Genomic DNA, 17,125 nt, shown 5'->3' on the forward strand with positions numbered 1-17,125 from the left:
CGTTTTGCAGGGATACTTACACCAGGAATGGCAGGGTTTTCAAATCGCAGATAGCAAAAAGGCGTCTTTCTTCATTGGTGGGTCGTGCAGGATGACTCGCTTTGCTCGCCCTCCGGGCCGTCGTCACAAGCGACGACGTTATCCTGCAATGTAATAGTCCTTGCTCCAGAAACAACTAAAGCGCCCAAAAGGCGCTTTAGTTTGAATTTTGTGGGTCGTGCAGGATGATTATCACCCTTCGGGCCGTTGTTATCACAACGTTGTTTCGCTTTCGCTCAACTCAAACCTACTGCAGGTTCGAACCCTTCACGCCTTGCTACTACTTTAAAGTGGTGGGTCGTGCAGGATTCGAACCTGCGACCAATTGATTAAAAGTCAACTGCTCTACCAACTGAGCTAACGACCCGTTTTATACGGTTACTGCTTTGAAGTTTTCTGCACACATCTTAAAAGATGGTGGGTCGTGCAGGATTCGAACCTGCGACCAATTGATTAAAAGTCAACTGCTCTACCAACTGAGCTAACGACCCGCTGTGCGGCTTACTGCAAACTTCTTTACTGCTTACTACTTTAAAGTGGTGGGTCGTGCAGGATGACTATCACCCTTCGGGCCGTTGTTATCACAACGTTGTTTCGCTTTCGCTCAACTCAAACCTGCTGCAGGTTCGAACCCTTCACGCCTTGCTACTACTTTAAAGTGGTGGGTCGTGCAGGATTCGAACCTGCGACCAATTGATTAAAAGTCAACTGCTCTACCAACTGAGCTAACGACCCACTTTTGCGTCACTTTGGGTTTGTTTAGTATCCCTTGGCAACGGCGGCATATATTACTGATTTAAGATTTTGACGCAACAATAATTTTGACGCAGATCGCTCAACTGCTTATGTTTCGCACGGCAAGACCAGAAAAACGACGATATCTGGTCAGGCCGCACGCATTATTGCGCATTCAGACGTTTTTGAGCCTGCTTTGCACCGTCAGTATTGGGATACTGTTTAACGACCTGCTGGTAGACGGCTTTCGCTTTTGCCGCGTCGCCTTTGTCCTGCATGATCACGCCAACCTTAAACATGGCGTCCGGCGCTTTAGGGGATTTCGGGTAGTTTTTCACCACGGAGGCAAAATAAAACGCCGCATCGTCCTTTTTGCCTTTGTTGTAATTCAACTGACCCAGCCAGTAATTGGCGTTAGGCAGATAAGTTGAATCCGGATACTTCTTCACAAAGGACTGAAACGCATTGATAGCATCGTCCTGGCGCGATTTATCCTGCACCAGCGCGATAGCAGCGTTGTAATCGCTATTAGCATCACCGCCTTGCACTGGGGCAGCAGGCGCCGCGTTAGAGGCCCCTGCGTCCGGCGTGGCAGTCTGGGATGCACCGGCAGCAGGCTGTTGCCCTGCTCCCGCCGCAGCGCCGCTAAGGCTATCCATCTGCAGCAAAATTTGCTTTTGACGTTCCACAACCTGATTCAGCTGATACTGACTTTCCTGGATCTGACCACGCAGGGAATCAATGTCATTCTGGTTATCGGAGAGTTGCTGCTGGAGTTGGGTCAAAAGCTGACTGTGAGCGTTAGAAATACGCTCGAGTTGAGTGACACGGTCTTCGACCGAGCCTGAGCCGACACTACTGATTGGCGCCTGAGCAGTAGCGGCCCAGGGGGCCGCTATGCCAACCAGTAACGACAGACTCAACAAGTGATGTCTCAAGTTACTGCTCATGCGATTCTCTTAGTAAACCAGTACGGCACGACGGTTTTTAGCGTAAGCCGCTTCGTCATGACCCAGTACTGCAGGTTTTTCTTTACCGTAAGAAACGATGGAGATCTGGTCTGCAGAAACGCCTTTACCTTGCAGGTACATTTTAACAGCGTTAGCACGACGTTCGCCCAGTGCGATGTTGTACTCTGGGGTACCGCGCTCATCCGCATGACCTTCTACGGTCACTTTGTAAGACGGGTTGCTACGCAGGAAGTTAGCGTGTGCATCCAGCATTGCAGCGAATTCAGAGCTAACATCGTATTTGTCCAGACCGAAGTAAACGATGTTGTTCTGCTGCAGCTGTTGCATCTGCAGACGAGCCTGCTCTTCAGAAGACATGTTGCCGTGGCCGTTAGCGTCCATACCAGTGCCGGCACCCAGCATACCTTCACCGCTCTGACCATTGTTGGCGCTCTTGTTAGAAGAACACGCCGCGATAGCCATAACCGGCAGAGCAATCATCAGCCCTTTCAGCACTTTGTTCAGTTGCATTTCTTTGATCCTTTAATAATCAATATTGTTATCACAGATACGGCGACCAGGCAGGGAATTTGACCTGTCCATCAGTTGCCGGAAGACGCGCTTTGAAACGCCCATCTGTTGAAACCAAATTCAGCACGGATCCCATCCCCTGAGAAGAGCTGTAGATTACCATAGTGCCGTTAGGTGCCAGACTTGGCGTTTCATCCAGGAACGTTGACGATAAAGTTGTTACGCCACCCGCTACCAGATCCTGTTTGGCAATGTGCTGCTGACCGCTTGCGGAGCTGACCATTACCATAATTTTACCGTCGGCACTGACATCGGCATCCTGGTTCTGAGAACCTTCCCAGGACAGACGCTGCGGAGCACCGCCACTGATACTGACTTTATAAATCTGTGGACGACCCGCCTGGTCAGAGGTATAGGCCAGGGTTTGGTTGTCCGGGAACCAGGTCGGTTCGGTGTTGTTGCTGCGACCTTCAGTTACCTGACGAATCTGGCCAGAGCCCAGGTCCATCACGTACAGCTGCAGGCTGCCGGTTTTAGACAGCGCGAACGCCAGCTTAGAACCGTCCGGAGAGAACGCCGGTGCACCGTTGTGCTGCGGGAACGAAGCAATCTGACGTACTGCACCGTTAGCCAGCGTCTGCACAACCAGCGCAGAACGGCCGCTTTCGAAGGTCACATAAGCCAGTTTACTGCCGTCCGGAGACCAGGCTGGAGACATCAGCGGCTGCGGAGAACGGTGTACCACAAACTGGTTGTAGCCATCGTAATCAGACACGCGAAGCTCATACGGGAACTGGCCGCCATTGGTCTGTACAACGTAAGCAATACGGGTACGGAATGCGCCTTTAATTCCGGTCAGCTTCTCAAACACTTCATCGCTGGCGGTATGGCCGGCATAGCGCAGCCACTGTTTGTTCACTTTATAGGAGTTCTGCGCCAGCACCGTGCCCGGTGCACCAGAGGTGTCAACCAGCTGGTAAGCCACGGTGTAACTGCCGTCGCCGTTTGGCGTAACCTGACCTACCACGACGGCGTCAATACCGAGCGCGGTCCAGGCAGCAGGCTGAACTTCCTGAGCAGAACCCGGCTGCTGTGGCAGGCGAGATCTGTCGAGCGGGTTGAATTTACCGCTGTTACGCAGGTCAGCGGCAACAATACCGCCGATATCTTCAGGCGCGGCGCCAGGGCCTGCCCAGGTGAACGGAACCACACCGATTGGACGAGCAGAATCCACGCCCTGGGTGATCTCGATACGAACTTCTGCGTGCAGCACAGCTGCCCACAGCATTAAGAAACTTAACGCTACACGAAATGCCTGCTTCATCATATCTCCCTTATCCGGGCGAAAAGCCCACGATAATTTAGCAGAATGTTAACAAACCCAAATACACAAAACTACCAAAACCCTGTAACTCAGCTTAGTGTGCTTTCCCCGTCGTGACGGGGAAAACCGCGTTAAGGCTTAAAGTCGATCGGTGCGTTCTTGAAGACTTCATAAACAGCTTCACTTGGCGGCTTCGGAATCTTCGCCAGACGCGCTGCCGCAACGGCAGCCTGACAAAGTGCTGGATCACCGCCTTCTGGCTTGATATCAAGCAGAAGGCCGTCTGGTGCCAACTTGATCCGCAGCGAACAGGTCTTACCGGCAAACGAAGGATCGTTATAGAACTTACTCTCGATCGCTGCCTTTATCTGACCAGCATAGCCGTTGATCTCCGCGCCACTAGCGCCGTTGTTCTTATTATTCCCTTTTCCAGCGGCAGCTGCGGCATTACCTTTCGCACCACCGCCCGTTTTCGGTGCATTCTTACCTGAGCTTAAATCACCGAATAAATCGTCGACGCCCTGCGCTGCGGCCTTGTCAGAAGCAGCTTTCTCAGCAGCAGCCTTTTTCTTCGCATCGGCGGCCGCTTTCTTATCTGCGGCGGCTTTCGCTGCAGCAGCCTTGTCAGCAGCGGCCTTCTCGGCAGCTTTTTCTGCCGCTGCCTTTTCTGCAGCAGCCTGTTTCGCAGCTTCAGCTTTTTCAGCAGCAGCCTGCTTAGCTGCTTCAGCGGCGGCTTTCTTCTCCGCATCCTGCGCAGCCTTCTTAGCGGCAGCATCTGCAGCTTTCTTCTCAGCATCCTGCTGAGCTTTTTTCGCTGCAGCAGCAGCGTCAGCGGCGGCTTTTTTCTCAGCGTCAGCTGCTTTCTTAGCAGCTTCTTCAGTGGCTTTCTTCTGAGCATCCGCAGCCGCTTTCTTCGCGGCTTCTTCCGCAGCTTTGGCCTGGGCATCAGCCTGAGCTTTTGCCTGCGCGTCAGCCTGGGCTTTCGCCTGAGCGTCCGCTTTTGCCTTCGCCGCTGCGGCCGCAGCTTCGGCCTGTTTTTGCTGCTCTTGAGCCTGCTTCGCGGCCGCTTCAGCCTGTTTCTGCTGTTCGGCCTGCGCTTTTGCCTGCTCCTGGGCGGCTAAACGCTCCTTCTCCAGCTCTTTCAGGCGCTGTTGTTCCGCCGCCTGTTTTTGCTGAAGCTCTTCTGCCTGCTGCTGCGCCTGTTTTTCACGCTGTTCAGCGGCGCGCTTACTGCTTGCCTGCTGCTGCTGTTGGCGATTGTAGTTTTCCACTACCGCACCCGGGTCAACCATCACCGCGTCAATAGAAGAACCACCGCCACCGCCAGCGGATGCATCAATGTGCTCATCAAACGAGCTCCAGATCAGGATGGCAATCAAAATGATATGCAGCACCACTGAAACGATGATCGCCCGTTTTAATTTAGCGTTCTCTTCGGTTGCCTTTGACACTCTCGGTTCCCAAACGGTTTAAGCGAAATGGATCAGATTGGCTGTGTCATCAAACCAACGGACTTCACGCCCGCCTGATGCAACAGATTCAGCGCCTTGATGATCTCGTCATACGGGACATCTTTTGCGCCGCCGATCAAAAAGACCGTTTTTGGATTCGCCTGCAGACGGCGCTGCGCTTCGGCAACAACCTGCTCTGACGGCAGCTGATCCATGCGATCTTTTTCAACCACTACGCTGTACTGCCCTACCCCGGACACTTCAATAATGACCGGCGGTTCATCGTTACTGCTGACGGTCTGAGAATCTGTCGCATCCGGCAGATCCACCTCGACGCTCTGGGTGATGATCGGCGCTGTTGCCATAAAGATCAGCAGCAGCACCAGCAGCACGTCCAGCAATGGAACGATGTTAATTTCTGACTTCAGCTCACGACGACCACGTCCGCGTCTGGCCATGACTTTCCCCTTGTTACTGCTTTTCGCTGCTGGTAAAAGCCTGACGGTGCAGGATAGCCGTGAACTCTTCCATGAAGTTGTCGTAATTCAATTCCAGTTTGTTCACGCGTTGGTTAAGGCGGTTGTACGCCATAACGGCCGGAATAGCAGCAAACAGACCAATCGCAGTCGCGATCAGCGCTTCGGCAATCCCTGGCGCAACCATCTGCAGCGTCGCCTGCTTCACCGCGCCCAGGGCGATAAACGCATGCATGATCCCCCACACCGTACCAAACAGGCCGATATACGGGCTGATGGAACCAACGGTGCCGAGGAAAGGAATATGGGTTTCCAGCGTTTCCAGCTCGCGGCTCATCGAGATACGCATCGCACGAGATGCCCCCTCAACCACAGCTTCTGGCGCATGGGTATTGGCGCGATGCAGTCGCGCGAACTCTTTAAAACCGGAATAGAAGATCTGCTCAGAACCGCTCAAGCTGTCGCGGCGGCCCTGGCTCTCCTGATACAGGCGAGACAGTTCGATACCGGACCAGAACTTGTCTTCAAACGCCTCAGCTTCACGGCTGGCGGCATTAAGGATACGCGTTCGCTGAATGATGATTGCCCATGATGCGATGGAAAAACCAATCAAAATCAACATGATAAATTTGACCAGAAGGCTTGCCTTCAGGAACAAATCAAGAATATTCATGTCAGTCACTGCTTGAACTCCGCGACAATAGACTTGGGAAGCGCACGAGGCTTCATTAGGTGTGGATCAACACAAACAATCAGCACTTCAGCTTGGTTAAGCAACTGATTTTCAGCGTTGACTATTCGCTGCGTAAACACCATAGAAGTGCCGCGCATCGATGTAATTTCACTTTGGATTTCGAGTAAATCGTCGAGTCGGGCAGGCGCAAGATAATCAACCGTCATCCTGCGTACGACAAAGGCGACACGCTCCGCCAACAAGGAATGCTGATTAAAGTTGTGCTGGCGCAGCATCTCTGTGCGTGCTCTTTCATAAAAAGCAACATAACTGGCATGGTAAACCATACCACCGGCGTCTGTGTCTTCGTAGTAAACACGAACCGGCCATCGAAACAGCGTTGTACTCACTTTACATCCCGGTAATGCAATTAAACGCTGCTTACTATACGCAAGAGAATGAGGGTTTGGAATGGATTGTTTTAAACGTTAAGTAAATTTTTATGGGCTTGTTAAAGCCCATAATTTCTGCTTCAGGCGGGGGAATGTACGCAGACATTCAGAAGAAGAAAAACAGCAGTCCAGCGATGAGCACGAAATCGGCAACCAGCGGGCAGAAAATGCCCTGCCAGAGCACTTTGGTTGGGCGGAAACCCACGCCGTGAATGATCCCGGCACAAACGCCCCACATCAGCAGGAAGCCATGCCAAATCTCCAGCTCACTCGTTTTGGCGGCAAAACGAGACGGGTCCCAAAAAATACACCCAGCCAGCACCAGCGCCATCACTAAGGAAAGAGCCCGCAAGGGGCTCTTGTCCATTACCGCGTACAGTTTCGCGATAACGTATTCCATCAGTGCTCTTCTTTTCCGGCTTTGCTCGCCTCAACGTGCTCGAGAGCCAGCGCGGTAATAATCCCGAATGCACACGCCAGAAGCGTGCCCAGAATCCATGCAAAGTACCACATAATCAGCTCCTTATTAGTACAGAGAGGTGGAGTTGCTTTCGATGTGCTCTTTCGTGATACGACCGAACATTTTCCAGTAACACCAGGTGGTGTAGAGAAGAATGATTGGCACGAACACGATGGCAACATAGGTCATCACATTCAGCGTCAGCTGGCTGGATGTCGCATCCCACATGGTCAGGCTAGCGTTCATCATGGTGCTGGAAGGCATCACGAACGGGAACATCGCGATACCGGCCGTCAGGATCACACAGGCCAGCGTCAGAGAAGAGAAGATAAACGCCAGAGCGCCTTTCTCAAGACGAGACATGAGGATGGTCAGCAGCGGCAGCACAACACCCAGAGCAGGAATCAACCACAGCGCTGGCGTATTGTTGAAGTTCACCAGCCAGGCACCCGCCTGACGCGCGACTTCTTTGGTCAGCGGGTTAGAGGCAGCATGATGATCCAGAGCAGAAGTCACCACATAGCCATCAATGCCGTAGATCACCCAGACACCGGCCAGCGCGAAGCAAACCATCATCACCAGCGCAGCAATCTGAGCAGCCGCTTTAGCACGCAGATGTAACTCACCCACAGTACGCATCTGCAGGTAGGTTGCGCCCTGTGCCACAATCATCGACACGCTAACAACACCTGCCAACAGGCCAAACGGATTTAGCAGTTGGAAGAAGTTACCGGTGTAGTAAAGGCGCAGGTAGTCATCAACGTGGAACGGAACGCCCTGCAGCAGGTTGCCGAAAGCGACACCTATCACCAGAGGTGGTACGAAGCTACCAATGAAAATGCCCCAGTCCCACATGTTGCGCCAGCGGGTATCTTCGATCTTCGAGCGGTAGTCGAACCCTACCGGACGGAAGAACAAAGAAGCCAGCACCAGAATCATCGCGACATAGAAGCCGGAGAAGGCAGCGGCATAAACCATTGGCCAGGCAGCAAACAAAGCCCCGCCCGCGGTGATCAGCCAAACCTGGTTCCCGTCCCAGTGCGGCGCGATGGAGTTAACCATGATGCGGCGTTCAACGTCAGTACGGCCGATCACGCGCGACAGCATGCCCACGCCCATATCGAAGCCGTCGGTGACGGCAAAGCCAATCAGCAGAACGCCGACCAGCAGCCACCAGATAAAACGCAATACTTCATAATCGATCATTTGACGACTCCTGTCTTAGCGTGCCGGCTGAGAAGCCACGTTGGACTGCTCAAAGTGATAGCGCCCTGTTTTCAGACTGCTCGGCCCAAGGCGAGCAAATTTGAACATCAGGAACAGTTCCGCCACCATAAACAGCGTGTAAAGGCCGCAAATCAGTATCATGGAGAACAGCAGGTCGCCCACGCTCAATGACGAGTTTGCAACTGCCGTCGGCAGAACCTCACCCACCGCCCAAGGCTGACGCCCGTATTCCGCGACAAACCAGCCGGATTCGATAGCGATCCAAGGCAGTGGAATACCGTACAGCGCGGCACGCAGCAGCCATTTTTTAGAACCAATGGCGTTACGGGTCACGGTCCAGAAGGACACAGCAATAATGAACAGCATCAGGAAGCCACAGGCCACCATGATACGGAACGCGAAGTACAGCGGCGCTACGCGAGGAATGGAGTCTTTGGTTGCTTTCTGAATCTGCTCTTCGGTCGCGTCAGTGACGTTTTCCGTATAGCGCTTCAGCAACAGACCATAGCCAAGGTCTTTTTTCACGTGGTTGAAGCTATCACGCACGCTTTGATCGGTTGAACCACTGCGCAGTTGCTCCAGCAGGCTGTAAGCCTTCATCCCGTTACGGATACGCTCTTCGTGCTGCACCATCAGCTCTTTCAGGCCCGTAACCGGCTTATCTACCGAGCGGGTAGCGATGATGCCCAGCGCGTAAGGAATTTGAATGGCGAAGCGGTTTTCTTGTTTATCCTGGTCAGGAATACCAAACAGGGTAAACGCCGCCGGCGCTGGCTGAGTTTCCCATTCGGCTTCAATCGCGGCCAGTTTGGTTTTCTGCACGTCACCCATTTCGTAGCCAGACTCATCGCCCAGTACGATAACGGAGAGAATAGCGGCCATACCGAAGCTCGCGGCAATCGCGAAGGAACGCTTCGCAAAAGCGACGTCGCGGCCTTTCAGCAGGTAGTAGGAGCTGATACCGAGCACGAACATCGCGCCACAAACATAGCCGGACGCTACGGTGTGTACGAATTTAACCTGCGCAACCGGGTTCAGGACCAGCTCAGCAAAGCTGACCATTTCCATACGCATGGTTTCGAAGTTGAAATCGGAAGCGATAGGGTTTTGCATCCAGCCGTTAGCGACCAGAATCCACAGCGCGGAGAGGTTGGAGCCCAATGCCACCAGCCAGGTGACGGCCATATGTTGAACTTTGCCGAGGCGATCCCAGCCAAAGAAGAACAGACCAACAAAGGTAGATTCGAGGAAGAATGCCATCAGGCCTTCGATCGCCAGCGGCGCACCGAAGATATCCCCTACATAGTGAGAATAGTAAGACCAGTTAGTCCCGAACTGGAACTCCATGGTCAAACCGGTTGCCACCCCTAGCGCAAAGTTGATTGCAAACAACTTGCCCCAGAATTTGGTCATATCTTTATAAATCTGCTTACCTGACAGCACATAGACCGTTTCCATGATGGCCAGCAAGAACGCCATACCTAGCGTCAGCGGCACAAACAGGAAGTGGTACATCGCGGTCAAGGCAAACTGTAAGCGCGACAGTTCGACAATATCAAACATCTTGACTCCTTGCTCTTCGCATGAAGACTTCGACTGTGGTTCACCGGGAGGTTCACCACAAGCATGCCCTAATACAAATACATTCGCTTCCAGTCCCCTTTTTCTCGCCCACTTTATTCAAATGTGAAATCAAAAGGTGAAAGGTTACAAACACGTTAATTAAATCAAAAATAACCCGTAATTATATTACCCTGCAATTCCCTTACAATAAACAGGTCTTTGCTTAATGTTTTTTACGTTTTACGACGGCGATCAATTTATAGCTAAAACACCGTTATTCGGCCAGTTTGATCTGCAGCAATTTTGCCCCTTTATACCCCGCAACGCCAGCTTTAAACATTGATCCAAAACAATTTACATTGGCAATGTTAATTATTTTTCAATAGAGAATTAATCGTGAATTTGTTGTTAATGATATGTTCCAACGCTTCGTTTGAGGTTAATTTCATGACGCTTATTCTCAACATAAAGCCGATATTTAAAGCTGAAGCTTAAATTTCTCCCATGCACGCCAGGTCATCTTTACACTATTTATCGGGCATCTTTTTCCGTAGTTTTGGCTCCCTCCTTTTAATATTCACAAATAATTCACTTTTGATATAAATTAAATTAACAAATCATTATTTTTTATAAGGTTACATCAAGAAAATATTGCAGAGAGAAATTATTCAGGAAAAGAATAAGTGCGTGGGCATGCGCGATACAACGTAAGAAGAGGCAGGGTTATCAAAGCCGAAACATAAAAAAAGGCCACCCAGGGTGGCCAACCATGTCGAACACTTATTATTACTGTTTCCCCCGCTTGCGCGGGGGCATCTGCTTACTGCGGCAGAATAGCTTTCAGCGCATCGCCAATGTCGGCGAGGCTGCGAACGGTTTTCACGCCAGCGGCTTCCAGAGCAGCGAATTTCTCATCCGCCGTCCCTTTCCCGCCCGCGATGATGGCGCCCGCGTGGCCCATACGCTTGCCTTTTGGCGCGGTAACGCCGGCAATGTAGCCCACAACAGGTTTAGTCACGTGCTCTTTGATATAGGCCGCAGCTTCTTCTTCTGCGCTCCCGCCGATTTCACCGATCATCACAATGGCTTCGGTTTTCGGGTCTGCCTGGAACATCTTCAGGATATCAATGAAGTTGGAGCCAGGAATCGGGTCACCGCCGATACCAACGCAGGTTGACTGGCCGAGGCCGATGTCAGTTGTCTGCTTAACGGCTTCATAGGTCAGCGTCCCCGAACGGGAAACGATGCCTACTTTGCCCGGCAGGTGAATGTGGCCCGGCATGATGCCGATTTTGCATTCGCCTGGGGTGATAACGCCCGGGCAGTTTGGCCCGATCATGCGCACGCCAGCTTCATCCAGCGCCACTTTCACGGTCAGCATATCCAGCGTAGGGATGCCTTCAGTGATGGTGATAATCAGCTTAATACCCGCATCAATCGCTTCCAGGATGGAGTCTTTGCAGAACGGGGCTGGAACGTAAATCACGGAAGCAGTCGCGCCGGTAGCTTCAACGGCTTCGCGCACGGTATTGAATACCGGCAGACCCAGATGTTCAGTACCGCCTTTGCCTGGCGTCACGCCGCCAACCATTTGCGTACCGTAGGCAATCGCCTGTTCGGAGTGGAAAGTCCCCTGGCTGCCGGTAAAGCCCTGGCAAATTACCTTGGTGTTTTTATCGATCAAAATGGACATTATTTCCCCTCCACGGCAGCAACAACCTGCTGTGCTGCGTCCGTCAGACTTTTCGCTGCAATGATGTTCAGGCCGCTATCTGCCAGTTTTTTCGCGCCCAGTTCGGCGTTGTTACCTTCCAGACGCACCACCACCGGCACGTTAACGCCCACTTCAGCTACCGCACCAATGATACCGTCGGCAATCAGGTCGCAGCGGACAATACCGCCGAAGATGTTCACCAGAACGGCTTTGACTTTGTCGTCGGACAGGATGATTTTGAACGCTTCGGTAACGCGCTCTTTGGTCGCACCGCCGCCCACGTCGAGGAAGTTAGCCGGCTCGCCGCCGTGCAGCTTAACGATGTCCATGGTGCCCATTGCCAGGCCCGCACCGTTAACCATACAGCCGATGTTGCCGTCCAGCGCCACGTAGTTCAGTTCCCACTGTGCAGCCTGGGCTTCACGCGGGTCTTCCTGAGACTGGTCGCGCATTTCACGCAGATCCGGCTGGCGGAAAAGCGCGTTACCGTCAGCGCCCAGTTTGCCGTCGAGGCAGATCAGGTCGCCCTGCTTAGTGATCACCAGCGGGTTGATTTCGATCAGCGCCAGGTCACGCTCGAGGAAGATAGTCGCCAGACCCATAAAGATCTTGGTGAACTGCTGAACCTGCTTACCTTCCAGACCCAGTTTGAACGCCAACTCACGGCCCTGGTAAGGCATCGGGCCCGCCAGCGGATCCAGCGCAACTTTGTGGATCAGGTGCGGCGTTTCTTCCGCCACTTTTTCGATTTCCACGCCACCTTCGGTGGAGGCCATGAAGACCACGCGGCGAGAGCTACGGTCAACCACCGCGCCCAGATACAGCTCTTTGTCAATGTCGGTTGCAGCTTCAACCAGAATCTGGTGTACAGGCTGGCCGTTGGCGTCCGTCTGGTAGGTCACCAGACGCTTGCCCAGCCAGTGCTCAGCAAAAGCACGAATGTCTTCTTTACTGTTAACCACTTTCACACCGCCCGCTTTACCGCGGCCACCGGCATGAACCTGACATTTCACCACCCAAGGACCCGCGCCAATTTTAGAGGCGGCTTCTTCTGCTTCACGCGGTGTGGTGCAGGCGTAACCGACGGGTGCCGGCAAACCATACCGAGCAAACAACTGTTTCGCCTGATATTCGTGTAAGTTCATGAGTTCTATCCATCCAGATAAAGAGCATTAATGCTCGGGGTAAGGTTAGATTTGGTTGTAGGGGCGGGTGTCATAGCACCCGCCAGAGTCTTGTGCGACTACACGTCCAGCAGCAGACGAGTTGGATCTTCCAGCAGCTCTTTAATAGCTACAAGGTAACCCACGGACTCGCGGCCATCGATCAGACGGTGATCGTAAGAGAGCGCCAGATACATCATCGGCAGGATCTCAACTTTACCGTCAACCGCCATTGGGCGGTCTTTGATGGCGTGCATACCCAGGATCGCGCTTTGCGGTGGGTTGATGATTGGCGTAGACATCAGGGAGCCGAAGACGCCACCGTTGGTGATGGTGAAGTTACCGCCGGTCAGCTCTTCCACGGTCAGTTTGCCGTCACGGCCTTTTACCGCCAGCTCTTTGATGCGTTTTTCGATGTCGGCCATGCCCAGGGTATCAACATCTTTCAGCACTGGGGTCACCAGGCCACGCGGAGTAGAAACCGCGATGCTGACATCGAAGTAGTTGTGGTAAACCACGTCTTCGCCGTCGATGGAAGCATTCACTTCCGGATAGCGTTTCAGCGCTTCAACAACCGCTTTAATGTAGAAGGACATGAAGCCCAGACGCACGCCGTGGCGTTTTTCAAACGCTTCACCGTACTGCTTACGCAGTTCCATGATTGGCTTCATGTTCACTTCGTTGAACGTAGTGAGCATGGCGGTAGAATTTTTCGCTTCCAGCAGACGCTCGGCTACGCGCTTGCGCAGACGGGTCATCGGCACGCGTTTTTCGCTGCGGCCAGCCAGTGGCGCAACCGGTGCCTGAGTGGCTTCAGCGGCTTTCGCCTGCGCAGGTTGTTTCGCTTTCGCTTCGCTCAGGTGTTTTTCAACATCTTCACGAGTGATACGGCCACCTACGCCACTGCCTTTGATAGCGCTGGCGTCGAGGTCGTTCTCTGCGATCAGGCGGCGGATAGCCGGGCTGAGGGCATCATTGCTCTGCTCTTCCAGAGAAGCCTGCTGGCGCTGAGCCGGAGTAGACTCTTTGCTGTCAGCTTTTGCGGAGGTTTCTTTCCCGCCGCTGTTGCCTTCACGCAGACGGCCCAGAATCTGACGAGAGATCACAGTTGTGCCTTCATCTTCCAGAACCGCATCCAGAACGCCGTCCGCAGACGCGGGGACTTCCAGTACCACTTTGTCAGTTTCGATTTCAACCAGTACTTCGTCACGTTTGACGCTGTCGCCCGGTTTTTTATGCCAGGTTGCCACTGTCGCGTCGGCTACGGACTCAGGCAGGTCAGGAACTAGAATATCTACGCTACTCATTATTTATCCTTTAATTTATTCGACGTTCAGCGCGTCATTAACCAGATCTTGCTGTTGCTTCTGGTGAACGGACATATACCCTACCGCCGGAGAGGCGGAGGCCGGGCGACCTGCATAACGCAGAGCGGACCCAAACGGAATCACTTCGCGGAAGTGGTGCTGGCTGCAGTACCAGGCGCCCTGGTTCAGCGGCTCTTCCTGGCACCAGACGAAGTCGTGTACGTGCGCAAACGGCTTCAGCGCTTCCTGTACCGCCTGATGCGGGAACGGATAGAGCTGTTCGATACGCACAATCGCCACATCCTTCTGCTCATTCTTACGGCGCTGCTCAAGCAGGTCGTAGTACACCTTACCGGAACACAGAACAACGCGCTTCACGCCTTTCGGATCCAGTTCGTCAATCTCACCAATTGCCGGCAGGAAGGTACCGTTGGCCAGTTCGTCGAGGCTGGATACCGCCAGCGGATGGCGCAGCAGAGATTTCGGTGACATGACGACCAGTGGACGGCGCATCCCGCGCAGCGCCTGACGACGCAGCATGTGATAAACCTGAGCCGGAGTCGACGGCACGCAAACCTGCATGTTCTGCTCGGCGCACAGCTGGAGGTAACGCTCCAGACGCGCGGAGGAGTGCTCTGGGCCCTGGCCTTCATAGCCGTGTGGCAGCAGCATGACCAGGCCACACATACGGCCCCATTTCTGCTCGCCGGAGCTGATGAACTGATCAATCACAACCTGAGCCCCGTTGGCGAAGTCGCCAAACTGCGCTTCCCAAATGGTCAGGGTACGAGGTTCTGCCGTGGCATAGCCGTATTCAAAGGCCAGAACCGCTTCTTCAGACAACACGGAATCCCAGACTTTGAAGATGCCCTGGCTGTTGTGGACGTGCGCCAGCGGCGTATAGGTAGAACCGTTGGTTTGGTTGTGGATCACGGCGTGGCGGTGGAAGAAGGTCCCACGGCCAGCATCTTCACCGGACAGACGAACGGACACGCCTTCATCTACCAGCGTTGCATAAGCCAGGTTTTCCGCTGCACCCCAGTCGAACAGTTTGTTGCCGTTCGCCATGTCCTGACGGTCACTGTAGATTTTCGCCACGCGGGACTGCATTTCTACGGCTTCCGGCACGGTGCTGATGCGCTTAGCCAGCTCCTGAACGCGCTTCATCTCAACCTTGTTCGGGTAGCTTTCGTCCCACTCGTGGTTAAGGTACGGCGACCAGGTAAAGGAGTGCATGTTCATCGGACGCCACTCTTGCACGACACATTCGCCGGCATCCAGCGCATCGCGGTACAGATTCACCATTTCGGTGGCATCTTCCAGCGTGGCCAGTTTGTCCTGCTCCAGCTTGTCTGCATAAATCTTACGTGGAGTCGGATGTTTTTTGATCTTCTGGTACATCACCGGCTGCGTTGCGCTTGGCTCGTCAGCTTCGTTATGGCCGTGGCGACGGTAGCAAACCAGGTCGATAAACACATCACGCTTGAAGGTATTACGGAAGTCCAGCGCCAGACGGGTAACGAAAGCTACGGCTTCCGGGTCATCCGCATTAACGTGGAAAATCGGCGCCATGACCATCTTACCGATATCGGTACAGTATGGCGTGGAGCGCGCATCCAGCGGGTTAGAGGTGGTGAAACCAATCTGGTTGTTGATCACGATGCGCACGGTACCGCCCACTTCGTAACCACGCGCTTTGGACATGTTCAGGGTTTCCTGAACCACGCCCTGCCCGGCTACTGCGGCATCACCGTGAATAGTGATCGGCAATACCTGGTTGCTGCCTGGCTTATCCAGACGATCCAGACGCGCACGCACGGAACCGATAACCACCGGGCTAACGATTTCCAGGTGAGACGGGTTAAACGCCAGCGCCAGGTGAACCAGGCCGCCTTCGGTTTCAACATCGGAAGAGAAGCCCATGTGGTACTTCACGTCGCCGGTGCCGAGATGTTCTTTATGTTTGCCCGCAAATTCGTCAAACAGATCCTGCGGTTTTTTACCCAGCACGTTGATCAGCACGTTAAGACGACCGCGGTGCGCCATACCCAGCACCACTTCGCGCGTGCCGCTCTTACCGGCGTGGCGAATCATCTCTTTGAGCATCGGCACCAGCGCGTCGCCGCCTTCCAGCGAGAAGCGTTTCGCCCCAGGGAATTTAGCCCCCAGGTAGCGTTCCAGGCCTTCCGCCGCAGTCAGCTCGCTCAGGAAACGTTTTTTCTCTTCCTGAGTAAAGCTTGAACGCCCGGCTACCGATTCGATGCGCTGCTGGATCCAGCGTTTTTCTTCGGTATTGGTGATGTGCATGTATTCCGCACCGATCGACCCACCGTAGGTTTGCTTCAGCGCAGCGATCAAGTCGGCAAGCTTCATAGTCTCTTTGCCGATGGCAAACGATCCCACGTTGAAACTCTGCTGCAAATCTTCTTCGGTCAGGTTATGGAACGCCGGATCCAGATCGGCAACCGTTTCCTGCTGCCAAAGCCCGAGCGGATCGAGCTTAGCAGCCTGATGGCCGCGGAAACGCCAGGCGTTGATCAGCTGCAACACTTTTACCTGTTTGGCATCGGTGTCAGGATCGGTGACTGCGGTGGAGTAACGTGAGGCATCCTTCGCCAGACGACGGAAATAATCACGCGTTTTTGAATGGAATTGATCCGGTCTGGCTCCGGTGCCAGGTAACTGCTGGAACATCGTGCGCCAGTGCGCATCAACAGAGTCAGGATCGGTTAAGAAGTCTTCATAGAGCTGCTCTATGTAGGACTGGTTTGCGCCCGCCAGCCAGGAAGAGTCCAGCCAGGGCTTCATCGCGCCGTTCTGCATCGTGATCCCTTAAGCATTTTATGCTTATTTCGCCGTGGATAACTATAACGCACACCGTAGGGTATACAGGTATACGTTCCAGGGTTCACTTTCTTCGAGCCTGTTGCCGTGGAGGGCGGCCCGCGAAGGAACCTTTAGAAACTGTCTTAAGGGTTTCCCCTCACCCCTTCCCCTTATAAGAGAGGGAAGATCGTCGGCAGTTTTTAAAGATTTCCTGCAATTTGCACCCTCTCCCCT

The 17,125-nt window shown here is 53.6% G+C and carries 15 protein-coding genes, 3 tRNA genes and 2 other RNA genes; all 20 read right to left on the minus strand.

Annotated elements, in window-relative coordinates; all coding sequences use genetic code 11:
- Positions 1-208 precede the first annotated feature (208 nt).
- Positions 209-324, minus strand: a non-coding RNA gene (locus ACR6JA_RS17065) — RtT sRNA.
- 6 nt (positions 325-330) lie between these two features.
- A tRNA-Lys gene (locus ACR6JA_RS17070) sits at positions 331-406 on the minus strand.
- Positions 407-454: 48 nt separating this feature from the next.
- A tRNA-Lys gene (locus tag ACR6JA_RS17075) sits at positions 455-530 on the minus strand.
- A gap of 46 nt (positions 531-576) precedes the next feature.
- Positions 577-692: non-coding RNA, RtT sRNA (locus tag ACR6JA_RS17080), on the minus strand.
- Positions 693-698: 6 nt separating this feature from the next.
- Positions 699-774 (minus strand) — tRNA-Lys (locus ACR6JA_RS17085).
- A 164-nt stretch (positions 775-938) separates the two neighbouring features.
- A complete protein-coding gene (cpoB, locus tag ACR6JA_RS17090; RefSeq protein WP_494494097.1) occupies positions 939-1,724 on the minus strand; it encodes a cell division protein CpoB in 786 nt (261 codons plus the stop codon).
- A gap of 9 nt (positions 1,725-1,733) precedes the next feature.
- Positions 1,734-2,255, minus strand: coding sequence for a peptidoglycan-associated lipoprotein Pal (pal, locus tag ACR6JA_RS17095; RefSeq protein ID WP_008456172.1), 522 nt, complete (start codon positions 2,253-2,255; stop codon positions 1,734-1,736).
- Positions 2,256-2,286: 31 nt separating this feature from the next.
- Positions 2,287-3,579 (minus strand): Tol-Pal system beta propeller repeat protein TolB, encoded by a 1,293-nt coding sequence (gene tolB, locus ACR6JA_RS17100; RefSeq protein ID WP_008456170.1) that lies wholly within the window; start codon positions 3,577-3,579, stop codon positions 2,287-2,289.
- Between the two features lie 131 nt (positions 3,580-3,710).
- On the minus strand, positions 3,711-5,030 hold the full coding sequence (gene tolA / locus ACR6JA_RS17105; protein ID WP_039291240.1) for a cell envelope integrity protein TolA: 1,320 nt from the start codon (positions 5,028-5,030) through the stop codon (positions 3,711-3,713).
- 32 nt (positions 5,031-5,062) lie between these two features.
- Positions 5,063-5,488, minus strand: coding sequence for a colicin uptake protein TolR (gene tolR, locus ACR6JA_RS17110; protein ID WP_008456166.1), 426 nt, complete (start codon positions 5,486-5,488; stop codon positions 5,063-5,065).
- 13 nt (positions 5,489-5,501) lie between these two features.
- Positions 5,502-6,188: a Tol-Pal system protein TolQ gene (gene tolQ, locus ACR6JA_RS17115; RefSeq protein WP_008456164.1), complete on the minus strand. Its 687-nt coding sequence runs from the start codon at positions 6,186-6,188 to the stop codon at positions 5,502-5,504.
- Positions 6,185-6,589 (minus strand): tol-pal system-associated acyl-CoA thioesterase, encoded by a 405-nt coding sequence (gene ybgC / locus ACR6JA_RS17120; RefSeq protein WP_008456156.1) that lies wholly within the window; start codon positions 6,587-6,589, stop codon positions 6,185-6,187. The genes tolQ and ybgC overlap by 4 nt, the downstream gene beginning before the upstream one ends.
- A gap of 148 nt (positions 6,590-6,737) precedes the next feature.
- Complete coding sequence (ybgE, locus tag ACR6JA_RS17125; RefSeq protein ID WP_213713398.1) at positions 6,738-7,031, minus strand: cyd operon protein YbgE; 294 nt, start codon at positions 7,029-7,031, stop codon at positions 6,738-6,740.
- Positions 7,031-7,144, minus strand: a complete 114-nt coding sequence (gene cydX, locus ACR6JA_RS17130) for a cytochrome bd-I oxidase subunit CydX (protein ID WP_008456153.1) — start codon at positions 7,142-7,144, stop codon at positions 7,031-7,033. The genes ybgE and cydX overlap by 1 nt, the downstream gene beginning before the upstream one ends.
- 13 nt (positions 7,145-7,157) lie before the next feature.
- Positions 7,158-8,297 (minus strand): cytochrome d ubiquinol oxidase subunit II, encoded by a 1,140-nt coding sequence (gene cydB / locus ACR6JA_RS17135; RefSeq protein ID WP_008456151.1) that lies wholly within the window; start codon positions 8,295-8,297, stop codon positions 7,158-7,160.
- A gap of 15 nt (positions 8,298-8,312) precedes the next feature.
- Positions 8,313-9,881, minus strand: coding sequence for a cytochrome ubiquinol oxidase subunit I (cydA, locus tag ACR6JA_RS17140; protein ID WP_039291231.1), 1,569 nt, complete (start codon positions 9,879-9,881; stop codon positions 8,313-8,315).
- A gap of 820 nt (positions 9,882-10,701) precedes the next feature.
- Positions 10,702-11,574 carry a succinate--CoA ligase subunit alpha gene (sucD, locus tag ACR6JA_RS17145; protein WP_008456147.1) on the minus strand — a complete coding sequence of 291 codons (873 nt, stop codon included), beginning with the start codon at positions 11,572-11,574 and terminating at the stop codon, positions 10,702-10,704.
- Complete coding sequence (sucC, locus tag ACR6JA_RS17150) at positions 11,574-12,740, minus strand: ADP-forming succinate--CoA ligase subunit beta (protein ID WP_039291227.1); 1,167 nt, start codon at positions 12,738-12,740, stop codon at positions 11,574-11,576. The genes sucD and sucC overlap by 1 nt, the downstream gene beginning before the upstream one ends.
- A gap of 98 nt (positions 12,741-12,838) precedes the next feature.
- The gene (odhB, locus tag ACR6JA_RS17155) at positions 12,839-14,065 is read right to left on the minus strand and encodes a 2-oxoglutarate dehydrogenase complex dihydrolipoyllysine-residue succinyltransferase (RefSeq protein WP_494494096.1); all 1,227 of its coding nucleotides are present in this window, start codon (positions 14,063-14,065) and stop codon (positions 12,839-12,841) included.
- Between the two features lie 15 nt (positions 14,066-14,080).
- Positions 14,081-16,888: a 2-oxoglutarate dehydrogenase E1 component gene (gene sucA / locus ACR6JA_RS17160; RefSeq protein ID WP_213713392.1), complete on the minus strand. Its 2,808-nt coding sequence runs from the start codon at positions 16,886-16,888 to the stop codon at positions 14,081-14,083.
- Positions 16,889-17,125 lie beyond the last annotated feature (237 nt).

This window comes from Cedecea sp. B1(4), from assembly GCF_059414925.1.